This window comes from Sphingobium boeckii (genome assembly GCF_014199215.1).
Classification (GTDB): domain Bacteria; phylum Pseudomonadota; class Alphaproteobacteria; order Sphingomonadales; family Sphingomonadaceae; genus Sphingobium_A; species Sphingobium_A boeckii.
The window spans coordinates 415,692-434,712 of sequence record NZ_JACIJC010000001.1 but is presented as its reverse complement, the minus strand read 5'-3'; the positions used below and the strand labels follow the sequence as shown (position 1 = coordinate 434,712).

General features: G+C 64.3%; 17 protein-coding genes and 2 tRNA genes. 4 read left to right on the top strand and 15 right to left on the bottom strand.

Features of this window, described 5'->3' with window-relative positions:
- Positions 1 to 110: 110 nt before the first annotated feature.
- The 3 genes from FHS49_RS02215 to FHS49_RS02205 are packed head-to-tail and all read right to left on the bottom strand — an operon-like array spanning position 111 to position 2,509.
- Positions 111 to 1,484, bottom strand: coding sequence for a sensor histidine kinase (locus FHS49_RS02215; protein ID WP_184014762.1), 1,374 nt, complete (start codon positions 1,482 to 1,484; stop codon positions 111 to 113).
- Between the two features lie 11 nt (positions 1,485 to 1,495).
- A complete protein-coding gene (locus FHS49_RS02210; protein ID WP_184014760.1) occupies positions 1,496 to 2,161 on the bottom strand; it encodes a response regulator transcription factor in 666 nt (221 codons plus the stop codon).
- A 30-nt stretch (positions 2,162 to 2,191) separates the two neighbouring features.
- Positions 2,192 to 2,509 (bottom strand): hypothetical protein, encoded by a 318-nt coding sequence (locus FHS49_RS02205; RefSeq protein ID WP_184014758.1) that lies wholly within the window; start codon positions 2,507 to 2,509, stop codon positions 2,192 to 2,194.
- A gap of 94 nt (positions 2,510 to 2,603) precedes the next feature.
- Here FHS49_RS02205 and FHS49_RS02200 point away from each other — a divergent pair, with 94 nt between their 5' ends.
- From FHS49_RS02200 to FHS49_RS02190, 3 genes are all read left to right on the top strand, one after another.
- On the top strand, positions 2,604 to 4,388 hold the full coding sequence (locus tag FHS49_RS02200; protein ID WP_184014756.1) for an ABC-F family ATP-binding cassette domain-containing protein: 1,785 nt from the start codon (positions 2,604 to 2,606) through the stop codon (positions 4,386 to 4,388).
- A gap of 282 nt (positions 4,389 to 4,670) precedes the next feature.
- Complete coding sequence (locus FHS49_RS02195) at positions 4,671 to 5,396, top strand: energy transducer TonB (protein WP_246350204.1); 726 nt, start codon at positions 4,671 to 4,673, stop codon at positions 5,394 to 5,396.
- Positions 5,397 to 5,407: 11 nt separating this feature from the next.
- Positions 5,408 to 6,091 carry a Fe2+-dependent dioxygenase gene (locus FHS49_RS02190; RefSeq protein ID WP_184014747.1) on the top strand — a complete coding sequence of 228 codons (684 nt, stop codon included), beginning with the start codon at positions 5,408 to 5,410 and terminating at the stop codon, positions 6,089 to 6,091.
- Positions 6,092 to 6,198: 107 nt separating this feature from the next.
- On the opposite strand, the gene FHS49_RS02185 is transcribed toward FHS49_RS02190, so the two are convergent.
- The 6 genes from FHS49_RS02185 to FHS49_RS02160 all read right to left on the bottom strand — a co-directional run bounded on the left by FHS49_RS02185 (position 6,199) and on the right by FHS49_RS02160 (position 15,581).
- Positions 6,199 to 7,131 carry an FAD:protein FMN transferase gene (locus FHS49_RS02185; protein ID WP_343052878.1) on the bottom strand — a complete coding sequence of 311 codons (933 nt, stop codon included), beginning with the start codon at positions 7,129 to 7,131 and terminating at the stop codon, positions 6,199 to 6,201.
- A 74-nt stretch (positions 7,132 to 7,205) separates the two neighbouring features.
- On the bottom strand, positions 7,206 to 8,120 hold the full coding sequence (locus tag FHS49_RS02180) for a DUF4198 domain-containing protein (protein ID WP_184014745.1): 915 nt from the start codon (positions 8,118 to 8,120) through the stop codon (positions 7,206 to 7,208).
- A gap of 32 nt (positions 8,121 to 8,152) precedes the next feature.
- The gene (locus tag FHS49_RS02175; protein ID WP_184014743.1) at positions 8,153 to 8,689 is read right to left on the bottom strand and encodes a DUF2271 domain-containing protein; all 537 of its coding nucleotides are present in this window, start codon (positions 8,687 to 8,689) and stop codon (positions 8,153 to 8,155) included.
- 15 nt (positions 8,690 to 8,704) lie between these two features.
- On the bottom strand, positions 8,705 to 9,349 hold the full coding sequence (locus tag FHS49_RS02170; RefSeq protein WP_184014741.1) for a PepSY-associated TM helix domain-containing protein: 645 nt from the start codon (positions 9,347 to 9,349) through the stop codon (positions 8,705 to 8,707).
- 89 nt (positions 9,350 to 9,438) lie between these two features.
- Positions 9,439 to 14,109, bottom strand: a complete 4,671-nt coding sequence (locus FHS49_RS02165) for an NAD-glutamate dehydrogenase domain-containing protein (RefSeq protein ID WP_184014739.1) — start codon at positions 14,107 to 14,109, stop codon at positions 9,439 to 9,441.
- Between the two features lie 107 nt (positions 14,110 to 14,216).
- Positions 14,217 to 15,581: a PAS domain-containing protein gene (locus tag FHS49_RS02160; RefSeq protein WP_184014737.1), complete on the bottom strand. Its 1,365-nt coding sequence runs from the start codon at positions 15,579 to 15,581 to the stop codon at positions 14,217 to 14,219.
- A gap of 161 nt (positions 15,582 to 15,742) precedes the next feature.
- Here FHS49_RS02160 and FHS49_RS02155 point away from each other — a divergent pair.
- A tRNA-Thr gene (locus FHS49_RS02155) sits at positions 15,743 to 15,818 on the top strand.
- A 185-nt stretch (positions 15,819 to 16,003) separates the two neighbouring features.
- Here FHS49_RS02155 and FHS49_RS02150 read toward each other — a convergent pair.
- The 6 genes from FHS49_RS02150 to FHS49_RS02125 all read right to left on the bottom strand — a co-directional run bounded on the left by FHS49_RS02150 (position 16,004) and on the right by FHS49_RS02125 (position 19,000).
- Positions 16,004 to 16,079: transfer RNA gene (locus FHS49_RS02150), tRNA-Phe, on the bottom strand.
- Positions 16,080 to 16,119: 40 nt separating this feature from the next.
- A complete protein-coding gene (locus FHS49_RS02145; protein ID WP_184014735.1) occupies positions 16,120 to 16,308 on the bottom strand; it encodes a DNA gyrase inhibitor YacG in 189 nt (62 codons plus the stop codon).
- Positions 16,292 to 17,293: a ribonuclease gene (locus FHS49_RS02140; protein ID WP_184014733.1), complete on the bottom strand. Its 1,002-nt coding sequence runs from the start codon at positions 17,291 to 17,293 to the stop codon at positions 16,292 to 16,294. The genes FHS49_RS02145 and FHS49_RS02140 overlap by 17 nt, the downstream gene beginning before the upstream one ends.
- Complete coding sequence (locus FHS49_RS02135) at positions 17,286 to 17,909, bottom strand: Maf family nucleotide pyrophosphatase (protein ID WP_184015926.1); 624 nt, start codon at positions 17,907 to 17,909, stop codon at positions 17,286 to 17,288. Before FHS49_RS02135 ends, FHS49_RS02140 begins: the two co-directional genes overlap by 8 nt.
- On the bottom strand, positions 17,896 to 18,114 hold the full coding sequence (infA, locus tag FHS49_RS02130; RefSeq protein WP_184014731.1) for a translation initiation factor IF-1: 219 nt from the start codon (positions 18,112 to 18,114) through the stop codon (positions 17,896 to 17,898). Before infA ends, FHS49_RS02135 begins: the two co-directional genes overlap by 14 nt.
- Before the next feature lie 70 nt (positions 18,115 to 18,184).
- The gene (locus tag FHS49_RS02125) at positions 18,185 to 19,000 is read right to left on the bottom strand and encodes an ATP-binding protein (protein ID WP_184014729.1); all 816 of its coding nucleotides are present in this window, start codon (positions 18,998 to 19,000) and stop codon (positions 18,185 to 18,187) included.
- Positions 19,001 to 19,021: the final 21 nt, after the last annotated feature.

Here is a 19,021-nt window from a genome sequence, read left to right as displayed (position 1 = left end):
GACCGCTTCAAAGCTTATTCAAATAGGCCCGTTTGTCCCGAGCGAAGTCGAGGGACATTGGAGCTGTCACCACGTCCCTCGACCGCGCTCGGGACAAACGGACTTCTTGGCTATTCCGCCAGCGGGAGCCTGAGCCGCACGAGCAGTCCGCCCAGATCCTCGCTCTCTTCAAGCCCCACCGCGCCATCGTAAATCTCCGCGACATCGCGCACGATGGCGAGGCCGAGGCCGGTGCCGGGCTTGCCCGTATCCAGCCGCGCACCGCGATCGAAGATGCGCTGGCGATCCTCCTCGGGAATGCCCATGCCGTCATCCTCGACGAGAAATTCCACAAAGCGCCCGGCCTGCTGCACCGTGACGAACACGCTGCCGCCGCCGTATTTCGCGGCATTTTCGATCAGATTGCCCAGCATCTCGTCCAGATCCTGACGCTCCACATGCACCTTGAGATCCTTCGGCCCGTCCAGATCGAAGCGGACATGCGGATAGAGCCGCGCCACCGCGCGCTCGACCGAATCCAAGCTTTTCCAGACTTCGGCGCGACTGTGCGCGGTGCCACGCCGGCCGACGGCGCGCGCGCGGGCGAGATGATGATCCACCTGACGCCGCATCGTTGCCGCCTCGCGCACCACGGTCTCGCCCAGATCGGGGGCATTGGCGGTGGCGGCGTTCATGATGACCGTGAGCGGGGTTTTCAGCGCGTGGGCGAGATTGCCCGCATGTTCGCGCGCCTCCTCCGCCTGCTTTTCATTGTGCGCGAGCAGCGCGTTCAATTCCTGGATCATCGGCTGCACCTCATTGGGCATCGCCTCGTCCACGCGATTGGCCTTGCCCGTGCGCATTTCGCCGATCGCCTCGCCCAGACGCCGCAGCGGCCAGAGGCCATAGAGCGTCTGCAGCGCGGCCATCAGGATCAGGCCGAGGCCAAGCAGGGCGAAGCTGCGCACCAGGGTCCGGCGCAGCGTGGCAATCTGTTCGTCCAGCCCGGCGCGGTCCGCCGCCACCTGGAAACGCCACATCACCGGCGAATCGGGCAATTGCACATCGCGCTCCATCACGCGCAATTTCTGGTCGGGAAATTCGCGGCTGTCATAGACATGGATGTCACCATCCTGATGCGGCGCGACCTTGAGCCGGCGATCCCAGAGCGAGCGCGAGGGGAAGGCATCGAACCCCTTGCCCGACACCTGCCAATAGAGCCCGGAATTGGGCTCTAGGAAACGCTGGTCCGCCAGAGCGCGGCTGAAGCGCACCTCGCCCTCCGGCCCGATTTCGCCGGCCGCGACCATGGAATTCAAGACATATTCGATCCCGCCATCGAAATTGCGGGTGATCGCATCGGAAAGGACGCGATCCAGCGCCATGCCGCCGCCAAACAGCAGAACGAGGATCCACAGCGCCGCCACGCCGATCATGCGGCGACTGAGCGACCCCGTATTCCTGATTTTCAGCGACTTTTCCGCTGTGGCGTCAGCCTCGGCCATGCCCGCCGCGCTCAGGCGTCCGGATCTTCAAGGCTGTAGCCAAGCCCGCGGATCGTGGTGATCACATCGGGGCCAAGCTTCTTGCGGATGCGCGTGACGAACACCTCGATCGTGTTGGAATCGCGATCGAAATCCTGATCGTAAATATGCTCGATCAATTCGGTGCGGCTGACGACCTTGCCCTTGTGATGGAGCAGATAGCTCAGCAATTTATATTCCTGCGCGGTAAGCTTCACCGGATTGCCCGCGAGCGTGACCTTGCCCGAGCGCGTGTCCAGCCGGACGTCGCCGGCGGTCAGCTCCGAAGAGGCATTGCCCGAAGCGCGGCGGATCAAGGCGCGGAGGCGGGCGATGAGTTCTTCCGCCTGAAACGGCTTGGCGAGATAATCATCGGCACCCGCATCCAGCCCGGCCACCTTGTCGGACCAGCTATCGCGCGCGGTGAGCACCAATACGGGCATCACCTTGTCATCCTTGCGCCAGCGATCGAGCACGGTGAGGCCGTCGATTTCGGGCAGGCCCAGATCAAGGATCACGGCATCGTAATTCTCGGTCGAACCCAGGAAATGGCCATCCTCGCCATCGGTGGCCAGATCGACCGCATAGCCGGCACCCTCCAGCGTGGCGCGAAGCTGCTGGCCCAGGCTTGGCTCATCTTCAACGATCAAAACGCGCATGAAATCCCCTTAAATATTGTCTTTATCCGGTCAACGGCCCGTTCGACCGATTTCCCGACCATTACGCGCATCGATCTCGATCACGAACACCTTGGTCTGCTGCTGGAAACGCATCCGATATACCGGACGATCAGGCTCGAGCATCGCGCTGCCGCGCAGATAGGTTGCCCCTTCTTCCCTCAGCCGCGGCACCACCATCGATTCGATCTGGTGAAGCGCCATGAGGTTGCTTTTCTGCCGGGCCTCATAGGCACGATCCTGATCGCCTTTGCGCACCCCGGCGTCGGCCGTTCCGGGCGTGGCGGCAAACGTCAGGCCGAGGGCCAGGGGGGCCAGAATGCGAGTCATTGCGTGCATGGGCTTGTGGCATAGGGTGAAAGCGTTGAATAGGCCATGAATAGCCGCTTCATGCGCGCGTCAACTTGCATCTCCGAAAGTCCCCATGTCAGCGCCTGTCCTTGCCTATGAAAATCTCGGTCTCGTCCAGGGGAGCGGCTGGCTCTTTCGCGGGCTGGACATCTATGTGGGGGAGCGCGACCGGCTGGCGCTGATCGGCCGCAATGGCGCGGGCAAGACGACGCTGCTCAAGCTGATTGCCGGCACGATCGATTGCGACGAGGGACGGCGCACCATCGTGCCCGGCACCAAGGTGGTGATCTTGGAGCAGGAACCCGCGATGACGGGCCACGCCACGCTGATGGATTTCGCGCTGTCGGGCGAGGGCGCGCCCGAAATGTATCAGGTGGCGGCGATCGCGGATCAGCTTGGCATCGATATGGAGCGGCCCGCGGAAACCGCTTCGGGCGGCGAGCGGCGGCGGGCGGCGATTGCGCGCGCACTGGCGATGGACCCGGACGTGCTGCTGCTCGACGAGCCGACCAACCATCTCGATATTGCAGCGATCGACTGGCTGGAGGATTGGCTCAGCCGCTTTCGCGGCGCATTCATCGCGATCTCGCATGACCGCACTTTCCTCACGCGACTGACCAAGCAGACCCTGTGGCTGGACCGCGGATCGATCCGCCGCGCCGAAATCGGCTTTGGCGGGTTCGAAGCCTGGACCGAGAAAGTCTATGAGGATGAGGCGCGCAATGCCCAGCGGCTCGACGCGAAGCTGAAGCTGGAGGAGCATTGGCTGGAGCGCGGCGTGACCGGACGGCGCAAGCGCAACCAGGGGCGCCTGAGCAAACTCTATGAAATGCGGGCCACGCGCGCCGCGATGATGGGGCCGGCCGGCACAGCCGCGCTGTCCATCGGCACCGACGACGTGCGCACCAAGACCGTGATCGACGCGGTGGACGTGACCAAGCGCTTCGGCGAGCGCACGATCATCAAGGATTTCACCTTCCGCATCCAGCGCGGCGACCGCATCGGTCTGGTGGGCAGCAATGGCGCCGGCAAGACGACCTTGCTCAAGCTGCTGACCGGCGAATTGCAGCCCGATGAAGGCACGATCAAGCTGGCCAAGACGCTGGACGGGGTGATCATCGATCAGCAGCGCAGCCTGATGTCTCCCGACAAGCGCGTGCGCGACGTGCTGGCGGACGGCGGGGACTGGATCGATGTGCTGGGCGTGCGCAAGCATATCCAGGGATATCTGAAGGAATTCCTGTTCGAACCCGGCCTGGTGGATGCGCGCGTGGGCACGCTTTCGGGCGGTGAACGATCGCGCCTGCTGCTGGCGCGGGAGTTCGCGCGGCGATCGAACCTGCTGGTGCTGGACGAACCCACCAACGATCTCGATCTGGAGACGCTCGATCTGCTGCAGGAGGTGATTGCCGATTACGAAGGCACCGTGCTGATCGTAAGCCATGACCGCGATTTTCTCGATCGCACCGTGACCGTGACACTGGGGCTGGACGGTTCGGGCCATGTCGATGTGGTCGCGGGCGGCTATGAGGATTGGGAGCGGCAGCGCAAGGAACGCCTCGCCGCTCTGCGAACGGCCTCAAAGACCGCGCCCGCAGCTCCCCCTCCACCACCCAAGCAGCGCAATAAGCTGACCTATAAGGATCAACGCGATCTGGAAGTGCTCCCCCAGCGGATCGAGGAAATAGAGGCGATGATCGCGCGGGATGAAGCCGAAATGGCGGATCCGGCGCTCTACGCCAAACGTCCGGAGCGCTTCGCCGCGCTCGTCAAGGCGGTGGAGAAGGCGCGCGCGGACCGCGATGCCGCGGAGGAGCGCTGGCTGATGCTGGCGGAGATGGCCGAAACGCTGGAATAAAGCGTCTCACCTGCCCAGGTAGGAATGTGTCTCAATAGCGCTACGTCTTGGCAAAGCGCGATATCGACAGGGCGATCGGCAGTTCCCGATGAATGCCTTTGTGCCTTGAATCTCGCATTTGGCGGCTTAACCCGGCGCAAGATCTGCAAAAGGGCAGACCCAGAAATATTCCAGCAACCCATCTCTGCAATTGATTCGCAATAATAATTTATGTAGCGAGGCAAAGAGATTCGCAGCGGGGCAAATCCTGCCACGCCTTCGCGGTCCGGGGAAACGCTAGCGATGTTCTTGGAACAGGATAGCCAGGTGCTGGATATGGGGGATGACGTTGTGCATTCGCCGCCGTCCGCACATCCGTCCGCTTCATGGGCGACGAGCCGTTATGCGGCGCGATCGGGGGCGAACTGGCCCGTTTTGATCGGCATTCTTGCGGTTCATGCGATCTTATTGGGCGCGGTGATCATGCACCGTTTCGTTTTGCCCCAAAAAGCGCCGCAATCGCTGGCCGTGTTCGATATCGCGCTGCAGCCCGATACCCCGCCGCCCCCGCCGCCCAAGCAAAAGCCGACACCGGTCAAACTGGTGACGCCGATGATCGTGGCCCCAAGGCCGCTCGTGACACCTCCGCCCGTTCCCCAGAACATCGCCGTTACCGAGACGCCGCCGCCGCCGCAGCCGCCCGTGGCGACGCGCGCCGAAACGCCGCCTGCGCCGTCCGGCCCGGTCAGCATCGGCAATCTATCTTCGAAAATGATCGCCGCCACGCCGCCGCGCTATCCGGTCGAATCCCGTCGTAAGCGGGAACAGGGCACCGTGGTGATGAAATTGCTGCTCGATACCGAGGGCAAAGTGGCCGAGATTGCGCTGCAGCGGAGCAGCGGTTTCGAACGGCTGGATCAGGCAGCGCTTTCCGCGGTCAGGCGCTGGCGCTGGTCCCCCATCATCCGCAACGGAAGCGCGGTGATGGTCCGCGGCGTCGTGGAAATCCCCTTCGTGCTGGAAGGCTGAACGATTCAGCCATGATGATCGCCATTCCCGAAGTGCTGGACAAGGACGCCGTCGCGCGTGTGCGGTCTCTGATCGATGCGGCTGAATGGGTGGATGGCAATGTCACCTCGGGCTATCAATCCGCGCTCGCCAAGCAGAATCTGCAGCTCCCCGAAAGCAGCCAGGCCGCCAAGCAGGCGGGCAGCATCATTCTGGACGCGCTGGGCCGCACGCCGCTGTTCGTCGCCGCCGCATTGCCGCTCAAAGTCTATCCGCCACTGTTCAACAGCTATGCCGGTGGGCAGAATTTCGGCGTCCATGTCGATAATGCGATCCGGCTCCAGCCCGGCAGCGATTTCCGTATCCGCAGCGATCTTTCCGCCACGCTCTTCCTGGAGGAACCTGAAGATTATGACGGTGGCGAATTGATCGTGGAGGATCAATATGGCGCACAGGCGGTGAAGCTGCCTGCTGGCCATCTGCTGCTCTATCCCGCCACCAGCCTGCACCGGGTGGCCCCGGTGACGCGCGGGCGGCGCGTGGCCAGTTTTTTCTGGATGCAATCCATGGTGCGCGATGGCGAAGCCCGGCGCAGCCTGTTCGAACTGGATACCGCGATCCAGACGATCGCGCAGGATCGCGGCCAGGGCGATCCTTCGATCATCCAGCTTACGGGCGTCTATCACAATCTGCTGCGCCGCTGGGCGGATGCCTGATCGTTTAGGCGTTTTTGAAATGACCGTTTGTCCCGAGCGAAGTCGAGGGACGCGGGCTCAGGTGCCAACGTCCCTCGACTTCGCTCGGGACAAACGGCTTTTGAAAGCTAATCCAGCATCCTCATAGCGGCCGGGGATAGCCATTCGCGCGCGCCCTTGTCCCCCCGTGCCACCAGGATCGCCGCGATATCCAGCCGCTCCGCCAAGGCGCATCCCTGATCGAGACCCAGCACGGTGAGCGCCGTGGCGTAGGCATCGGCCATCATGCACGACGGATGCAGCACGGTGACCGAGGCCATGCCTGCATTCACCGGCCATCCGGTGCGCGGATCAATGCTATGGGCATAACGCGCGCCTTCATGCTCGAAATGGCGGCGGTAATCCCCCGACGTCGCGACCGAAAGCTGGTGCAAGGCCACGCGGTTCACCGGGAGAGTGATGCCCGGCGGCGCTTCCAGATCGACCCACCAGGGCTGGCCATCGGGCTTCAAGCCGCAGCCGCGCAACTCCCCGCCCACTTCCACGAGAAAATGGAGAATGCCCTGCCCGATCAGATAATCCGCGACCTGATCGACGCCGAACCCCTTGGCGATACCGGAAAAATCGAGGGTCGCGCTGCCATCATGCCGGGCACGCAAGCCGCGCCTGTCGATCGCGATCGCCCGCCAGCCAAGGCCATCGCGCGCCTGGGCGATCGCATCGGGCGCCGGCGGCGCGGCGCGGGTGCCTGCTGGCCCGAACCCCCAGAGATCGACCAGAGCACCAAGCGCCGGATCGAACGCGCCTTCGCTTTCGTGCGCCACGGCCAGCGCCGCTTCGAGCACGGTGAAAAATTCGATCGGCAAGGACTGCCACGCGTCCGAGCGCACCCGATTGAAGCGGCAGAGATCGGAGGCCTGATCCCAGTGGCTCATCTGCGTGACGACGCGATCGAGCGCTGACTGGATTCCGGCACCGATGGGCTGCGAAATGCCACCGGACGGCGCGGCGATCCGCACCGACCAGGTCGTTCCCATGGTTTCGCCATGATAAGCGAACACCTGCCCCCCCGCCTCCCGCCGCGCGAAGGCGACGGACGAGAGCGCGGGCGGGATCAGGATGCGAAGGTCTTCGCTCAGAGAGCGAGAACCTCGAGCGTGGTGATGTAGCTCGCGCGACGCTGCGGCGGACCGGCCGGACGCGGCGCTGCTGCGGGCGGCGCGCCCGGCGTGCCAGCGGCTGCACCACCGGGTCCGCCGGGTCCACCAGGACCACCCGCGCCGCCACCTTCACGGCCGCCGCCGATCGAGGCGTTCAGCCAATACATGCCGGGCTCGGGCCAGGTGACGGTGATCTTGCCGTCCTTATCGGTCTTCGCATCGATCTGGTTGAGCTGATCGCGATAGCGGATGCCGCCGGGGATGATCGTGACACCCAGATTGGCGGCGGGCTTGCCATCCAGCAGAAACTGGAAGGTCGCCGCCTCACCGGATACCAGATCGTTCGGGTGGCTGACCGGCACCAATTCGATGCCCTTGCCCGTCGGCTTGAAGATCGTCGTCGTCGGCTCGCCCGACGTCACGAAGATCTCGTTGCGGTTGTTGGATTCGGCGGTCTGGATATCCGTGGCACCGGCCGGGATCTTGCTGGCGAGATTTTCAGGCGTCGTGCCGCGCGGCAGCCGCTCTTCCTTGCCGTTCAGCGTGTAGCTGCCCGATACGCCATCCGAAACATTGGCGATCCTGTAGGTGCCCTTTTGCGTCAGATGCACGTCGAAAGTGGAGCGATAGCGCGACTTGAATGCATTTTCGATCTTCACTTCGGTGCCATCGGGCGCCCATGCCTTGACGTTATCGACATTGGCTGCGGTGTGCTCGAAATAGAAGAGATCGTTCGAAACGGCGGCATCGACCGACACCCAGACGTCATTGCCGGACAGGACAGTGGCCGACGGCAACATCCATTGGCGATGCGCCTGGACGCCGGCGGGCAGCGCGAGCACCGCCGCCAGCGCAATGCCGGCGGCGGTGCGGAGAATGCGGGTCTTCATGGTGATAGGCTCCCTCTTCATGTTTCTAAGGTTTATTTCCGGAAGGCGATGCTGATCGCACCAAGCTCGGATTTGCCCGCCGCGCGGACGATCTGGCCCGGTTTCGGCGGCCATGAGAACGGCAGGCGGACCAGTTCGCGGCCACCCACTTCGCGCGCGGCTTCAACCACGAGCACGTAATCGCCGCCCGAAAGATTACCGAGCACGCCCTTGCCGGCGGTGTAACTCACCTTATTGGCACCAGGCGCGCGGGTGGCACCGGTCACCCCGTCCACCGGGAATTGCAGGGTGCGCCCCGACACACGCCACCATTGACGCACATCGCGCAGCCATTTTGTGCCTTCATTGTTCTTCTTGTCGAAATCATACCAGACGGAGAGGCTGCGCACCGCAGGCGTGCCCGGCTTTTCAAGCCAGATCGCTACATAGGGGCGATGATATTCGGCCACGCCGAGACGCGGGATTTCAACCGTGACGTCCATGGTCTGCGCGGCGGCCGGGCCGGCCAGGCCCGCCGCCAGCGCCACGGCGGGAGCGCCGGTCAGGATCATGCGATGGGAAAGCTGCATTGAATATGGACCCCCTTAATGAATGAAGAAAATGGCGATGGCCGCCGGAATGACGAGGCCGAAGCCCACGATCGGCCAGGTGCTGGGCCGCTTCTTGGAATGAAGCTGCAGCAGCAGCAGGCCGGTCAGCGCGAAGATGAGGCAGGCGACGGCGAAGATATCGATGAACCATTTCCACGCCGTGCCGGCATTGCGCCCCTTGTGGAGATCATTGAGATAGGAGATCCAGCCGCGATCGGTGGATTCCGTCGTCACGGCCCCCGAGATGCGGTCGATCGCCATCCAGCCATCGCCGCCGGGACGCGGCAATGCGAGATACACCTCATCGGCGGACCAATCCGCATCACCGCCGGCCTTGAGCGCCAGCGTTTCCTCCGCCCATTGAGCAATCGCGGGCGGCAGCGGCTTTTTGGCATCAGGCTTATCATCCGGCGCGACCTGCGCGCGCAGATTGGCGGGCAAAGCGGCGCTGCGCTCGGCAATCACCGGCGCGCCTTCGATTTCGGCGGCATGATTGAGCGTGATCCCGGTGACGGTGAACAACACCATCCCGATCAGGCTGATCGCCGAACTCACCCAATGCCAGGTGTGGAATTGCTTTAGCCAAAAGGCTTTCTTGCCAGACTTGCGCCGGCCCAGTGGGGGTGTCGAACTGGGCACGGGCGCGCAGAATCCTTCGAGATCACGTTAAGCGCCGCCAATAACGCGAACGATTCGCAATTACAACAAATGAATCGTCGCAAAATGTATCAACGCACCAGCAGCACCCGCGCCTGGCTTGAAAGCTGCGCCAGCATCGCCGCCGTAGGCAGTGGCGCAGTCCGTGCGCGATCGATCATGGCACGGAATTGCGTGACCCGTGGTCGCTGCGCCTCCAGCCATTGTTCCACCGCAGCATCGGGCTTCTCCCCATCGAGACGACCGAGGAAATCCATGCGGAGCTGCTCGAAATCGCGACTGAGCCCGGCAATCAGCAGCCGTTCCCACTGGTCCGCGGCCGTGCAGCGCAGCGCAGCCGCCTTGGCCCAATCCAGCCCGAGCACTTCGCCCAGCCTGACATAGGCCGCGGTCGCGTCGATCTCGTCCAGCCCGTGCGCCTTGCTCAGATCCGCAATGCCGATCGCGCCATCCATCTCGTCCAGCCGCACGATCCGGTCCGCCAGCGCGGTATCGGCTCCCAGAGTCTCCAGATGAGCGCGCAAGCGGACCGCCTGGCTGCGGGCCTCTTCGCGCAACAGCTTCTTCGCCGCCTTTTCGAGCCGCGTGACACCCGGCTTCAGCCGCGCCGCGGCCTCGCCCGGCTTTTCATCCGCGCGCATCGCGCGCAACAGATCGGCCAGATGGAGCCGCGCCGTCGCCGCGCCGAGATCGAACAGCGCCAGCCGCGCATCCTCGCTCACGGTCTGCGCTTCGATGCGATCCCACATATCCTCCAGATCGAAGATGGCGTCGGCCGCGAAATAGGCGGCGGCGACCTGGGCGATCGATGCGCCTTCCTCCTCCGCCAGCTCGAACGGTGCCACCACGCCCATGCGGTTCACCACCCGGTTGGCCATGCGCGTCGCAATGATCTGCGGGCGCAGACGATGCGCGTCGATCGCTGCCCCAAAGCGCTTCTGCATCGCCTGGGGAAAAGAATGCCGCAGCAGCGGGGCGAGTGCCGGGTCAGCGGCGAGATCGGTGCCCTCGATCGCCTCCTGCAGCGCCAGCTTGCCATGGGAGAGAATGCCGGCCAGCTCCGGCCGGGTCAGCCCGCGATCATCCTGCGCGCGGCGCAACAGATCATCCGAACTTTCCAGGCCTTCCACCGTGCGATCGATCCGCCCGGTGGCTTCGAGGATTTCGATTACCCGCACCTGCGCCGGCAACGCGCCCGCGCCGCCGCGTTCGGCGAGCGACAGCGCCAACGTCTGGAAGCGGTTATCCTCCAGCACGAGCGCGGCGACATCATCGGTCATGCTGGCGAGGAAGGCATTGCGACCCTCAAACTTCAGACGCCCCTCCCGCATTTCGCGGTTGAGCGGAATCTTGATGTTCACTTCATTGTCCGAACAATCGACGCCCGCCGAATTGTCGATGAAGTCGGTATTGATCCGTCCGCCGCGTTCGGCAAAGGCGATGCGGCCCGCCTGGGTAACGCCCAGATTGGCCCCCTCGCCGATGGCGCGCGCGCGCACGTCTTCGCCATTCACGCGGTGCGCATCATTGGCGGGATCGCCCACTTCGGCATTATTCTCCTCAGCGCCCTTGATATAAGTGCCGATGCCGCCGAACCACATCAGATCGACCTGCGCGGTCAGGATGGCGGCGATGATCGCGGAAGGGTCGAGCTTCTTCGCGCTCACGCCCAGGATCGTCTGCACTTCCTTCGACAGCGAAATTTCCTTCAGGCTGCGCGGGAAAACGCCGCCGCCCTTGGATATCAGCTTCTCGTCATAATCCGCCCAGGAGGATCGCGGCAGTTTGAACATGCGCGCGCGTTCCTTCCAGCTTTTCGCCGGATCGGGATCGGGATCGAAGAAGATATGCCGGTGATCGAAGGCGGCGACGAGCTTCAATGTCTTCGACAGCAACATGCCATTGCCGAACACATCGCCCGACATGTCGCCGCAACCCGCGACGCGGATCACATCCTTTTGCACATCGACGCCAAGCTCGCGGAAATGCCGCTGGACCGAGACCCAGGCACCCTTCGCCGTAATGCCCATCGCCTTGTGATCATAGCCGACCGATCCGCCCGAGGCGAAGGCATCGCCCAGCCAGAAATTGCGCTCCAGCGCGATCGCATTGGCCACATCGGAAAAGGTCGCCGTGCCCTTGTCCGCGGCGACCACGAAATAGGGATCATCCCCGTCGCGGATGGCCACACCCTGCGGATGGACCACCTTATCCTCGATGATATTGTCCGTGACGGACAATAGGCTGCGGATGAAGATGCGATAGCTTTCAGTGCCCTCCGCCAACCAGGCATCGCGATTGACCGCGGCCGAGGGAAGCTGCTTGGGATAGAAACCGCCCTTGGCGCCGGTTGGCACGATCACGGCGTTCTTCACCACCTGCGCCTTCATCAACCCGAGAATTTCGGTGCGGAAATCATCGCGCCGATCGGACCAACGCAGACCGCCGCGGGCGATCGGCCCACCGCGCAGATGGATGCCCTCCACGCGGGGACTATAGACCCAGATTTCGCGCCACGGCAGCGGCAGCGGTAAACCGGGGACCAGCTTGCTTTCCAGCTTGAACGCCAGCGCCTCCTGCCCCGCGGGCGCGAACGCATTGGTGCGCAGCGTGGCCTGCACCACGGCGCGGATGCGGCGCAAAATGCGGTCATCATCGATCGCCGCCACCTTGGCGAGCGCGGCATCGATCGCGGCATCGGCCGCATCGGATGCCTTGTCGCTCGCTTCCGACGGATGATGCCGCGCGCGAAACAGGTCGATGATCTTCTGCGCCACCACGGGTGCCTTGCGCAGCGCCGCCGCCACCGTATCCAGACCGTAAGACAGGCCCGTCTGACGCAGATAGCGGAACCAGGCTCGAAGAAGGACCACGGACGACGGCTCCAGCCCCGCCGCCACGATCAACTGATTGAACGCATCATTTTCCGCCCGGCTTTCGAGCACCGCGCCAATGGCCCCCTCGATCGTGGACGCGCGCGCGATGATCGCATCGGGCGATACGCCTTCGGAACATTCGAGCAGAAAATCATGGATATGGCCCAGCGCGCCCTTGTCGAGCGGGATCGGCAATTCCTCCATCACACGGAAGCCGAAATGCTCCAGTGCGGGCACCGCATCGGACAGCGGGATCGATCCGCCGCTATGATAGATTTTCAGGCGCAGACGGCCTGGGCCATCGGATTCGCGCACGAACAGGCGCGTGCCACGGGCGCTTTCGCCCGCCAGATCGCGCAGCCTCACAATATCGCGCGCAGCCTCTTCCGGGCCATGGGCGGTGCGATAGTCCTGCGGAAATCCGTTGGCATAGCGAATGGCGAGGCGCGCGGCGCGCTGGCCTTCCCCCATTTCGCTCAAGGCCGTTTCAACGGCCGGCGTCCAGCCCCGCACCATGCGGACGAACTGGCGATTGAGCGCGGCCACATCGGGCATACGGGATCGTTCGCGCAAATCCAGCGTGAAGCGCAGCAAGGCCACCGCGCCATCTTCCATCTCAAGCGACCAATTGAGGATGGTCGCGTCCGACGCCTGTTCCAGCATCGCGCCGATCGCGCTGCGGCTGCCCGTCGACACATCATCGCGTGGCAACCAGACGAAGGCGAACAAATGCCGCCCCAGCGGGCTTTCGTGCAACAGCAGCGCGGGGCGCGGCCGGTCCGCCAGAGACATGGCGGTCAGCGCGGTCTCTTCAAGCTGCTGCGCCGTCAGCCCGATCAACAGATCGTGCGGCAATTCGGACAGCGCGTGCGCCAGCGCCTTGCCGGCATGGCCGCCGGGCGCAAAGCCGTATTTCTCCTGCACATGCGCCAGGCCCGCGCGCAATACGGGCACCTTGCCCGGCGCTGCCGCCAGCGCGGCGCTGGTCCAGAGGCCGCTATGAATGGAGAGCGCAGCGACCTTGCCGTTCCGCAGCACGGGCGTCACCAGCAGATCCAGCGGCACGCGGCGATGGACGCTCGCGATGCGATTGGATTTCAGCACCAGCGGCGCTTCATTGCCCTTGGCATCAAACCATTCGAACGCCCAGACGCGCGAGGTATCGCCCAGCAGTGGCGGTCCTTCGATGGACGAGATTCCAAGCCCGGATTCGAGCGCGCCATCTCGCCCGCGGATTTCATGGCCAAGCTGCGTGAAATTGCGATCGAGAAACCAGCGCAACAGCGTGGCACCCTCGGTATCGCCCAACGCATCGGCGTCCGCGCGCAGCGCTGCCTGCATCTTGGGCCAATCGCGCACCGCAACCCGCACATCGGCGAGCGTTCCGCGCAGATCGGACACCAGCGCACGGCGGTCTTTGGCGTCGGCCCGTTCGATCTCGACATAGATCATCGATTCCGCAACGGCGTCCGCCCCCGCCTTCTTGCCGATCGCGGTGATCACGCCATCCTTGTCCCGCAAGACGGGGATCACCGGATGCAGCAGCCGGCCGATCGCCAGCCCATAGGATGCGATGGTGCCCGCGATGGAATCGACCAGAAACGGCTTGTCGCGGTTGATCACAGCCAGCCGCATCCGGCGCAGACCGCCTTCTTCTTCCGCCCCGATCGATTCAAGGCTGATCGCGGGCACTTCGGGCCGCCGCGCCAGCGCGGTGCGCGTGACGAAGGCCGCCGCGTCCTCGCACGCCTTCTTGTCGAAATTCTGGATTTCTCCCGGAAGCGCACCCTGGACCAGCGCCACCGCTACGGTCGCCTGGAAAGGTTTTGCGCGCTCATCCGATCGCGTGTCGGTCGCTGCCGCCATATATCTCCGCCTGCATGTCACCGCGGGCCTTGTTCGGTCCGCGTAATATTATTGCTGAACGCTATGCGCCCGTGGCGTGACGATCTCAAGGCGTGAACGGCAAATTCTTAGCCGGTGGGTGCAGCCTTTGCGGCCTGACGCAGCGCCCGTTCGATCAGCCCACGGTCTGTCACCGGTGTCAGCACTGCCAGCCCATTGGTGCTCACCCGACGCGCCACGAGCAGCACGAACTCGTCTTCGCCCGATGGCATTTCGATGATCGCCTGCGGCTGCATCCGACGCAATTTCGCCATCGCGGCGTCGGTCAGATTGGAGCGCGGCGCGGGGGCGCGCTCGCCGCGTTCGGCCTTCACCACGCCCTTCAGTCCGCCGGGATAAGCGACGAGAAAATTCTCAAGCTCGGTCGCGCCCAGCCCCAGCCGCGCGCCATGGCTAAGTGCCGCGGCGAATTCGGTCAGCCGAGCCTTTTCATAATCCGTGCCGAATACCAGTTTCACGATAGCGGTCATCGGTGCGCGGTCCTGCGCCCTGATCCCCGAATCCTCCAGCAACTCGGCATATTCCGCTGGCCGGATCTCGGCCACGCGGGAGAAGCCATAGGCCAGGCCGAGCGCGCGATAGAGCGCCACGCGCGTGCGGCCATCGGCGGATTTGACGATTTCGGCCCCCTGCCGCGCGGCATGGAGCCAGTCGCCCAGTTCGGGCGCATCGGGCAGCGCTGACGCATCGACCAGCGCCTCGCCATCATCCTCATAGTCATCGTCGTCGATCAGACTGAAACCCGGCATCGGTGCCTCCGCCGGCGCTTCGGCGACGACAGGCCGCGCCGCGATGAGGGCACCATTCGGGCCATCCGCCCAGATCGGGGTGGTGAGCGCCTTTTCAGGGGCATCGCGGATCGCCTGATCGATTTCCAGGATCAGTTCGGCCGCCAGATCCACATCGGCAAGCTCTTTCCAGTTGATCACGCCATAGATGAAATCGATGGTGTCCCCGTCCGACGAGAAGGGCATCAATATGCCGCGATACAGCGTGTTGAGCCCGCGCTGGCTGACGAATTCGGCCTCGAATCCGATCGGTGCGCGATTGGCGATGATCTGCAGATAATGATCGGTCAGCCGCGACAGAAGAGAACGGCTGGGCACTTGTGAAATGGCCTCGATGCCGGCTTCGAGCCCGCATTCCGCGCGCAGATCCGCGCCAAGCCAGGCGATGGACGGATTGTCCTGCCCGCCGGTGAAATCCAGCAGGACGCTGTGCGGCCCGAAATCATCGAGCGATTCGGGTTCGAGATCCTCGATCGAGGGATAAGCGCCGCCGTTCAGCAGGGACGCCCAGTGATTATAGGCGCGCACGTGCATACGGCGCTCGTCCGTGCCGATGGAAACGGGGGATTCGACGCCATCGGCCTGCCCGGGTGCGTCACCCAGCCCGCCTGCATCCTGATCCCCGAAACCACGCATCGTATCCATCGAAAGCCCCCACAGGCACATCCTGTCAGGGCAACTGTGCACACATATGGTTGACGAACGCTTAAACATGCCATCAAACCCGGCACGCGCGAAGGACGCTTGTGCAATCCCGCGACCGCTGTTAAGCGCGAACCGCTCATGCGCCGGAAACCCGGCCATGCGCCGCTTTAGCTCAGTTGGTAGAGCATCGCATTCGTAATGCGGGGGTCAGGTGTTCGAGTCACCTAAGCGGCACCATTACTTTGAGCAGAGAAACGCTGAGCCATAGCTCGACGCGCCAATGCGGCACAGCTTGGATCGAGTCTGAGCGGCGGTCTTGCAGCATTTGTGAGAATAACGGGATCTTCTCCGCTCTCCCGATCTGACCCGATACCTTCAAAACGCCAGAAATCGCGCTTTTTGGACATTGGTGGATGAGGTGATGGTGCCCAGGGACGGATTCGAACCGCCGACACTGCGATTTTCAGTCGCATGCTCTACCAACTGAGCTACCTAGGCATTCCAGCGTTACCGCGGGAATGAGCGCCTATAGAGGGGGCTAGGCATCGCTGTCCAGCCCATTTCCGCCTTCGGGCAGCAGATCGGGGTCCGCGGGCGGGCCGGGGATGCGATAGCCGTCGCCCAGCCATTGCAGCAGATCGCGATCCTTGCAGCCGCGACTGCAGAAGGGTTTGAAATCCGGGGCTTCGGGCTTGCCGCAGACGGGGCATTTACCGTTCCTGGCCATGATCGCCTTCCTGTGGGTGGGACGCCGCTTCATGACGCGCGAACAGGATGGTCCGGCCCGTGCGGCGGTTGATCTCTTCCTGCCAATGCGGCGTGGCGCGAATCAGCGCAAGTGCAGCGGGCCGGAGCAATACCGGCTGCCCGTGGGGCGGCGGATCGCGTTCGATCCGGCGCAAGTGCGCGCGTAGCTGCGCGGCGGCGGGATCGTGGAGAAGGATATCGGGCAGCGAGGGCCGGATGCGCCGGCGGATGATCTGCATGAAGCCGAAGCCGTTCATCGCGGTGCGCTCGAACGGCTGTGGCAATGCGGCGTCGAGCGCATCCGCCACCGCCTTGCGCGCCGCCTTGCCGGCGAGCGTGGGAAAATCCACGCCGATCGAGCCGGCGATGCCGAGGCGATGGATTGCCGCGCCCACGGCGGTCGCGGCGTTGACCGCGAGGGGCTCCAGCGGCAGGCTGCCATCCACATCGAACACCGTCATGGCGGGGGTCACCGACAGGCGCAACGCACCGCCCGGAAACGGGATTTCGCCATCCAGCGCCTCTTCGAGCGTCTCGCTCCAGCCCGCCTGCTCGAGCAGATCGCGCTCATGCGGCTGGATCCGGCGGACCGGATGGCCGCTGGCCTCGATCCGCGCCAGCAGATCGGGTCCGGGCCGCGGCGTGACATCGTCCACCGCCGCGATCGCCTTGGGCAATTTGGCGCGGCCGCGTTCGGGAATGGCTTCGCGCACGATCCGCACGGGCAAGGCCGCGCCCTGTGTCATGCCCGGCGGAATGCCGTCCAGCAGCGCCTCTCCCCCGCCTTCGAGCGAGACGCGGCCCTGAAGGCGCGGCACGAGGATTTCAACGAGACGCGCGGTGATGATGGCGCCGGCGCGCGGCCCTGCGTCCTCCGGCGCGATCAGGGCTTCGACGATCCGGTCATCCTCGATCAGCGCGGCGCGATCTTCCCCGATGCCCGCTTCATACAGCCATTCAGCCAAGGGGGAGTTCCTGTTGATTCCCACCCGAAAGGGCGAGGTGACCGGCGGTGATCAGCAAAGCGCGCGTTTCGAACATGGGCAGGCCCATCACGCCTGAATGACTGCCGGACAGCGCCCGGATCAGGCCGGCGGCGCGGCCCTGTATGGCATAGCCCCCCGCCTTGCCCCGCCATTCGTCGCTGGCGATATAGGCATCGATCTCCTGGGCGGAGAGGCGCTTGAAGGTAACGATGCTGGTGGAGAGCTTGTGCCGTGCCGTGCCCGCGGCATCGATCAGCGTGACCGCGCTATGGACGCGGTGGCGCCGGCCCGAAAGCAGCGCGAGGCAAGCGCGTGCCTCCGCCTCGGTTTCGGCCTTGGGCAGAATCCTTTGTCCGGCGCAGACCACTGTATCGGCGGCGAGCACCAGCGCGCCGGGATGCCGCGCACCCACGACCGCCGCCTTATCCGCCGCCACGCGCCGCGCATAGACATCCGGCCGCTCGGCCTTGAGCGGTGTTTCGTCGATATCGGCGGGATCGATCGCGTCGGGGACGACGCCCATCAGCGCAAGCAGATCCACACGGCGGGGGCTGGCCGAAGCCAGGATGAGGCGCGGGGCGTTACTTGAAGCGATAGGTAATACGGCCTTTGGTCAGGTCATAGGGTGTCAGTTCGACCAGCACTTCATCGCCGACGAGGACACGGATGCGGTTCTTGCGCATCTTGCCGGCGGTGTGGCCCAAAACCTCATGATCATTTTCGAGTTTCACGCGAAACATGGCGTTGGGCAGAAGCTCCACCACCTGCCCGCGCATTTCCAGAAGTTCTTCTTTCGCCATGGAATCTCTAATTCTTAGTCAAAAAATCCGCGACGCCTTAGCGCCAAAGCGCGGGAAATGGAAGAACCGCCTAAAGCCGCTTTCCGGCGCGGCCCGCCAGTTCATTGGCATAATGCCACGCCACCCGTCCGGACCGGCTGCCGCGCTGCTGCGACCAGAGCAGGGCGTCTGCGGGATCATAGGGGAGATCGTGGATGCGCGCATAGGTTTCCACCATCGCCAGATAGGCATCCTGATCGCAATTGTGAAAGCCGAGACTCAGCCCGAAGCGATCCGCCAGCGCCATGCGATCATCGATCACGTCGCGCGGATTGATCGCGCTTTGCTGCTCCTCCATCGCGCGCGCCACGATATGGCGGCGGTTGGACGTGACATGGATCCGGGCGTTGGCCGGACGCGCCTCCGCGCCGCCTTCCAGCACCGAGCGGAGCAGGCGCGCCTCGCCGCCATTATCATCAAAACCCAGATCGTCGATGAAGATCGCAAAGGCGCGCGGCACATCGGCAATGGCGGCGAACAGGCCGGGCAGGCTGGCCACCCGATCCTCCGGCACCTCGACCAGCGCGATATCGCCGCCTTCGCCGCGCACCGCGCCGACCGCGCTTTTCACCATGGCCGATTTGCCCATCCCGCGCGCGCCCCAGAGCAACACATCATGCGCGGCGTTGCCGGCGGCCAGACGGCGCGTGTTTTCCAGAACCGCCCGCTTCTGGAGATCCACACCGGTCAGCAGCGCAATCGGCATCGGGTCGAAGGCGCGCGCCGCGGCCAGGCCGTCGCCGCGCCACACATAAGCGGCGTGCGCCTGCGCGTCCGCCTGAATGGCGGGTGGCGGTGCCAGACGTTCGAGCGCAGCGGCGATTCGGGCGAGATCAGTATCGGTCATGACCAGCCAATAGGGTTTCAG

Bases quoted from the DNA above. Each gene is read 5' to 3' on its own strand.
- FHS49_RS02215 (WP_184014762.1), bottom strand. From the start codon at position 1,484: ATGGCCGAGGCTGACGCCACAGCGGAAAAGTCGCTGAAAATCAGGAAT.
- FHS49_RS02210 (WP_184014760.1), bottom strand. From the start codon at position 2,161: ATGCGCGTTTTGATCGTTGAAGATGAGCCAAGCCTGGGCCAGCAGCTT.
- FHS49_RS02205 (WP_184014758.1), bottom strand. From the start codon at position 2,509: ATGACTCGCATTCTGGCCCCCCTGGCCCTCGGCCTGACGTTTGCCGCC.
- FHS49_RS02200 (WP_184014756.1), top strand. From the start codon at position 2,604: ATGTCAGCGCCTGTCCTTGCCTATGAAAATCTCGGTCTCGTCCAGGGG.
- FHS49_RS02195 (WP_246350204.1), top strand. From the start codon at position 4,671: ATGTTCTTGGAACAGGATAGCCAGGTGCTGGATATGGGGGATGACGTT.
- FHS49_RS02190 (WP_184014747.1), top strand. From the start codon at position 5,408: ATGATGATCGCCATTCCCGAAGTGCTGGACAAGGACGCCGTCGCGCGT.
- FHS49_RS02180 (WP_184014745.1), bottom strand. From the start codon at position 8,120: ATGAAGACCCGCATTCTCCGCACCGCCGCCGGCATTGCGCTGGCGGCG.
- FHS49_RS02175 (WP_184014743.1), bottom strand. From the start codon at position 8,689: ATGCAGCTTTCCCATCGCATGATCCTGACCGGCGCTCCCGCCGTGGCG.
- FHS49_RS02165 (WP_184014739.1), bottom strand. From the start codon at position 14,109: ATGGCGGCAGCGACCGACACGCGATCGGATGAGCGCGCAAAACCTTTC.
- FHS49_RS02160 (WP_184014737.1), bottom strand. From the start codon at position 15,581: ATGGATACGATGCGTGGTTTCGGGGATCAGGATGCAGGCGGGCTGGGT.
- FHS49_RS02145 (WP_184014735.1), bottom strand. From the start codon at position 16,308: ATGGCCAGGAACGGTAAATGCCCCGTCTGCGGCAAGCCCGAAGCCCCG.
- infA (WP_184014731.1), bottom strand. From the start codon at position 18,114: ATGGCGAAAGAAGAACTTCTGGAAATGCGCGGGCAGGTGGTGGAGCTT.
- FHS49_RS02125 (WP_184014729.1), bottom strand. From the start codon at position 19,000: ATGACCGATACTGATCTCGCCCGAATCGCCGCTGCGCTCGAACGTCTG.